General features: G+C 74.8%; 4 protein-coding genes and 1 pseudogene. 2 read left to right on the top strand and 3 right to left on the bottom strand.

The window, feature by feature from the left end:
- Nucleotides 1-194 precede the first annotated feature (194 nt).
- Entirely contained in the window at nt 195-1,163 is a 969-nt protein-coding gene (locus tag GTW40_RS24545) for a nucleoside hydrolase (protein ID WP_161182347.1), read from the bottom strand.
- Nucleotides 1,164-1,320: 157 nt separating this feature from the next.
- On the opposite strand from GTW40_RS24545, the gene GTW40_RS24540 reads away from it, so the two are divergent.
- Nucleotides 1,321-2,127 carry a hypothetical protein gene (locus GTW40_RS24540; protein WP_202486375.1) on the top strand — a complete coding sequence of 269 codons (807 nt, stop codon included), beginning with the start codon at nt 1,321-1,323 and terminating at the stop codon, nt 2,125-2,127.
- A 56-nt stretch (nt 2,128-2,183) separates the two neighbouring features.
- Here the strand turns inward: GTW40_RS24540 and GTW40_RS24535 are convergent, their stop codons facing one another.
- Nucleotides 2,184-3,347 (bottom strand): tetratricopeptide repeat protein, encoded by a 1,164-nt coding sequence (locus tag GTW40_RS24535; protein WP_161182346.1) that lies wholly within the window; start codon nt 3,345-3,347, stop codon nt 2,184-2,186.
- 610 nt (nt 3,348-3,957) lie between these two features.
- Here GTW40_RS24535 and GTW40_RS24530 point away from each other — a divergent pair.
- Entirely contained in the window at nt 3,958-5,535 is a 1,578-nt protein-coding gene (locus GTW40_RS24530) for an LCP family protein (protein ID WP_161182345.1), read from the top strand.
- Here the strand turns inward: GTW40_RS24530 and GTW40_RS24525 are convergent.
- A pseudogene (locus GTW40_RS24525) lies at nt 5,525-5,773 on the bottom strand (hypothetical protein); the annotation flags it as partial. The gene GTW40_RS24530 and the pseudogene GTW40_RS24525 sit on opposite strands and share 11 nt — an antisense overlap.

The raw sequence follows: 5,773 nt of genomic DNA, 5'->3' as shown, positions 1-5,773 counted from the left end.
GGCACCGGCCCGCGCGACGCGGCACCGACCGCACGGGGCGCCCCAACGCCCCCGGCGTGAGGCGTGCGCGCCGGACGCCCTCCCGGACGACGGGGTCAGGGCCGACGGCCGGGCCCGGCGCCCGCCTCCCACTCCGCCCCCGGTGGCCCCACGGCTGCCGGGGGCGCAGTCGTGCGCGGAGCGGCCGAAACCCGCTAACGGCGCTCCACCGTGGACAGGTACAGCTCCACGTACCGCTCCACGTCCACGTCCAACCCCACGTCCACCAAGGGACGTTCCCGCTCGCCGTCGTGCAGTTCCGACTCCCCGGCGCGGCCGCGCAGGTCGACGATCGTCTGGCCCCGGGCCGGACCCGGCGCGAGGGCGATCTCGACCGGGACGCGGCGGGTGGTGAGGCCCGCCGGGTCGGCCACCGCGCAGACCGCGCCCGCGTCGCCGAGGCCGCCCGCCGCCTCGTCCCGGGGCGCGGTTCCCCGGGCCGGGGGCCGGTGGGCGAGCAGGTCACCGGCCAGCCGGGTGCCCGGTTCGGCGCTCGCGCGCAGCCTGCGCACATCCGCGCCGGGCACCACGACCCGGGTGAACACGTCGAGCCCGTACATCGTGATCGGCACCCCGGCGGTGAGCAGTACGGCGGCCGCCTCCGGGTCGTGCCAGACGTTGAACTCGGCCACCGCCGTGGCGTTTCCGGGGCCGACCGCGCCGCCCATGAACACGATCCGCTCGATGTTGCGGGTCACCTCGGGGTGGGTGCGCAGCAGCAGGGCGATGTTGGTCAGGGGCGCGGTCGGGATCAGGGTCACCGGGCGCGGCGAGGCGAGGATCTCGCGGCGCAGCAGGGTCACGGCGTCCATGGGGACGGGCGCGCGGTCCGGGGCGGGCAGCCCGAGGTCGCCCATGCCGTCGGTGCCGTGCCAGTGCGCGATCCGGGCGGGTTCGAGGAGCGGGCGTTCGGCGCCGCGCGCCACGGGGACGTCGGCCGCGCCCGCCCGTTCCAGCACGGTCAGCGTGTTGCGGACCACGCCGTCCACGTCGGTGTTCCCGGCCACGCAGGTCACCGCCCGCAGGTCGAGCCCCGGGTGCCGGACGGCGAACAGCAGCGCCAGCGCGTCGTCCACTCCGGTGTCGCAGTCGATGATCACGGGGACGGCGGGCCGCTCGGCCACGTCGGGCTCCTCTCGGTCGCGGACACCGAACCTACCCCCGCCGGCCGGAGCGGCGCCCCGCACTCACCCGGACGGACCGGAGCGCTGGTGAGAGGGGGCGCGGGGTGGTGCCGTGAGGGGAAACAGCCGTTCCGAAGGCGAGCAGGAGGCACCCCCGATGACCGCACGCGCCCGTGGTGCCCTGCCGACCCGGACCGGTGCGATATCCGTGCGCGGCGCCCTCCTCGCCTCCTGTGTCCTGACCCTCGGCGGCTGCGCCACCCTCGGTCTGGAACACCCCCCGACCGCCCGGCAGCCGCTGCCGACCGTCGCGAAGCCGCCCGCCTCCTCCCAGGCCGCGCCCGGCAACGACAAGGCGGTGCTCACCGAGGCGCAGGCGCAGTCCGCGCTCCTCACCGAGACCGACCTCGGCGCCCCGTGGACCGCGACGCACGGAGCGGCCACCTGGCGGGACGGCATGCTGAAGGCCACCACCGACGCGGGCGCGTGCCAGCCGCTCCTGGACGCCCTCTACGCCGACACGCTCCTCGGCGCCCCCGCCCGCGTCGCCGTCGGCCTGGACGACCCCGACACCGGCGCCCAGCTGCGCTACCAGATCGCCGCCCGCCGCCCCGCCGACGTGGACGCCACGCTGACCTGGCTCGGCACGATGCCCGTCGACTGCGCCCGCTTCACCGCGAAGACCCGGACCGGGCTGGTCGAGGACGTGCGGGTGAACGCCGCCCCGCTGCCCGAGGTCGGCGACAAGCGCCAGGGTCTGCGGGTCAGCGTCGCCACCACGACCGAGGACGACCAGGACCTGCTGCTCACCCTGGACGTGGCCGCCGTCCGGGTCGGCCAGGACGCCTTCGCGCTGACCAACGGCGGCCTGGGCGACGTGCCGAACGACGCGACGCAGGCCGCCGTCCAGATCGGCGCCCTGCGCCTGGCGGACGTGCGCAAGCAGGGGCGCGTCCAGGTGTGAGAGCGCTCGGGGCCGGGGCGGGCGTGGCCGCGACCGGAGCCGACCCACGCGCCCCCTCAGAGCTGGGCGGGGCCGAGCGTGGTGCTGCCGGGTGCGGTGCGGTGGCCGAGCCCCGTCCGGTACGCGTCCAGCGCCGCCTCCGTACGGCCGCTCCGGCGCAGCAGGTCGCCGAGCAACCGGCACAGATCGGCCAGATCTCCCGCCGCCCCGGCCCGCTCCAGAAGGCTGAGCGCGCGGACGTAGTGCTCCTCGGCGGCCTCGGTGTCGTGGGCGTCCTCGGCGATGATGCCGAGCAGCCGGTGCGCGGCGGCCGCGTGGACCGCGCCGCGCTCGGAGGAGAAGTCCCCGAGCACCCCGGCCAGCAGCTCGGCGGCGTCGCCCGAACTGCCGCGCCGGTGCAGCACGTCGGCCAGTTCCACGGCGACCTGGCTGCGGTAGAGGGCGGCGCGGGTCTCCCCGAGCATCAGCAGCGCCTGCCGCAACTCCTCCTCGGCGCCCGCCAGTTGTCCGGCCTGGGCGCGGACATAGCCGCGCATCCAGTGACAGTGGGCGAGTTCGGTGCGCAGACCGAGGCGGTCGTACAGCCCGGCGGCCGTCGCGAGGGAGGCGTCCGCCTCGGCGTGCCGCCCCTGGGCGAGCAGGGTGCGGGCGACCGAGCGGTGGGCCCGGGCCACCAGCGCGGGGTCGGACACCCGCGGGGCGAGCGCGAGCGCGGACTCGGCGGCGCGGGCGGCGTGGTGGTGGGCGCCCATGTCCATGTACGGCCCGATGGCGGTGGCGTGGAGCAGCACCAGGGCGTCGGGGTCCTGCGGTTCGGCGCGGGCCAGTTCGGCGAGGCCGGACTCCAGCAGGTGTACGGCGTAACGGAGTTCACCGGTGAGGTAGTGCGCCACGGCGCGGCCGCGCAGGACCGGGGCGCGGGCCGGGGCGGGCTCGTCCGCGAGCAGCTCCCCGGCGAGCTCGAAGTAGCCCAGGGCGTCGGTCAGTTCGCCCGACTCCAGGGCGCTCTCACCGAGTCCGAGCAGGGCGGCGGCGCGTTCGGCGGTGAGGCGGTACGCACCGGCTCCCTCGCGCCCCTCATACTCCTCGGCCTCGGCGAGAACGGCGGCGTAACGGGCTCCGGCCTCCTCGGCGGCGCCGTCGGCCAGCGTGCGGCGGGCCTCCGCCAGGCGTCGCCTCAACCCCTCCGCGACGGCGGCCGGATCGTTCCGCTCGCACATCGGGCTTCCTCCCCAACTCCCTTGGGCCCCCTTGTCGTTGGGAGCGCGCAGCCCTAGGTTAATCGGCGGCTCACGCGTACCCGACTCGTCACCCGCCGTAACGAGGTCATCGTGCCCGGACGTACATCAGCCGCCCCTGGACGCACTGGCGCGTCCCCCCGCCCCCGGCCGCGCCGGGACGCGGGCGACGGCTCCCTCACCCGGGGTGTCGTGGCGGCCGTGGTGGCGGTCGCGGCGCTGGTCGTGGCGGCGAACGCGGGCCCCGCGCACACCCCGGACACCCCCTCCGCGCCACCGGCGCGTTCCGCCCATCGGTGACCCAACACCCTTACGCGCAAGGGGCTTTCAAGCTCCAGCGGCAGAACTCCGAGTAAAACTGTGGCCAAGACGAACCGCGCCTTTCCCAACAAACAGGCCCAATACACCGGTTGTACGGGAGTGGAATATCTCACCGCCGACGGTTGACACCGAACCGCGCGGCTAGGGTGAGCGCTCCCGGACCGGTGTGGCCCAGGGCCTGTCCGACGGGCCCCAGCGCCCACCGCTTGACCGGCGTTGGGCGATTCTTTCGGTGGCCCCGGGGTCCGGGCCAGGGGTGGGAGGTCACGGGATGACGGCGAACAGCCTGCGTGCGGAGGAGTTCGCGACAGGACCCGCGGACCGGCCGGGCGAGGACGCCAAGGGCACCGGAAAGGGCGCGGGACGGCCCCGGCGCGGGCGCCGCATACTGAAGTGGTCCGCGGCCACCCTCGCGATGCTGGTCATCGGCACCGCCGGCGCGGGCTTCGTCTACTACGAGCACCTCAACGGAAACATCAAGAAGGCCCGGCTCAACCTCGGCGACACCCCCGTGCCGGAGGCCACCCCGAACGCCGCGGGCCAGACCCCGCTGAACATCCTGATGATCGGCTCCGACAGCCGGAACACCGCCTCGGACCTCAAGCTCGGCGGCTCCAAGGGCGACGTGGGCCGCCCGCCCCTCGGGGACGTGCAGATGCTGCTGCACCTGTCGGCCGACCGCAGCAACATGTCGGTGATCAGCCTGCCCCGCGACACCATGATCCCGATCCCCAAGTGCACCGACCCGGACACCGGGAAGGTCTACCCGGCGCTCTCCCTCTCCATGGCCAACGAGTCGCTGGGCCGGGGCGGCCCCGGCTGCACGGTCGCCACGTGGACGGAGCTGACCGGGGTGCACATCGACCACTTCATGATGGTCGACTTCTCCGGCGTGGTCTCCATGGCGGACGCCATCGGCGGCGTCCCCGTCTGCGTCAAGCAGAACGTCTGGTCGCACACCGCCGAGGGCCACGGCTCGGGCCTGAAGCTGGAGAAGGGCACCCACCCGGTCAAGGGCAAGCAGGCCCTGCAGTGGCTGCGCACCCGTTACGGCTTCGAGGACGGCACCGACATCGGCCGCACCCACGCCCAGCACATGTACATCAACTCCATGGTCCGCCAGCTGCGCGCCAACGCCCGGCTCGGCAACCCCGAGGAGATGCGCAAGCTCGCGGAGGCCGCGACCGACGCGCTCACCGTGGACGAGGGGCTCGGCACGGTCAAGAAGCTGTACGACCTGTCGATGGAGCTGCAGAAGGTGCCCACCGACGGCATCACCATGACCACCCTGCCCACCGTGCAGTGGACCCAGGACCGCAACCGGCTCGTGCCCGCCCCGGGCGACGCCGAACAGCTCATCTCCATGGTCCGCGACGATGACGCGCTGACCGGCCTCGCCGACAAGAAGCCCACGCCCGCCGCCACCTCCACCGACCCCGCCGCCCTGCCCGCCGACATCGCCGTACGGGTCCGCAACGGCACGGGCACCGCCATGGAGGCCCCGGCTCCCCAGCGCGCCTCGGCCGTCACCAAGCTCCTCCAGAACCAGGGGTTCTCCGGCGCCACGGCCGACACCACCCCCGCCGCCGAGCCCGACACCGAGGTGCTCTACCCCGGCCCCGACCAGGAGGGCGACGCCCAGGCCGTGGCCGACGCCCTGCACATCCCGCTCAAGCGGGCCCGCCAGTCGGACGACGTCCAGGGCGTGACGCTCGTCGTCGGCGCGGACTGGCGCACCGGGGACACCTTCCCGAAGCCCAAGCCGAAGAAGGTCCCGGAGAGCGCCGCCGTGCTGAACGGCGAGAAGGCCGACGCCTGCATGGACATCCAGCAGGGCTTCACCTGGTGACGTCGGCCTGACGCTCCGTCAGCCTGTGCAGCTCCCGCCGGACATGGTCCAGGGCGCCGTCCCGCCGACCCGGCACCCGAAGCCTCAAGTCGGCCAGCGCGGGCCCCAGTTCACAGGCGCGGGCCGGGTTCTCGATCCGGCCCCACTGATGATGGGCGCGGTCGGCGGCCGCCTCGACCGCGGGCGCGTCCGGCGCCTGCCCGGCGGCGAGCCGCACCCCGGCCACGTCCAGCCAGGC

Source organism: Streptomyces sp. SID4985 (genome assembly GCF_009863025.1).
Lineage (GTDB): Bacteria > Actinomycetota > Actinomycetes > Streptomycetales > Streptomycetaceae > Streptomyces.
Note: the sequence above shows the minus strand (reverse complement) of the source record. Positions and strands in the feature narration are given on the sequence as shown.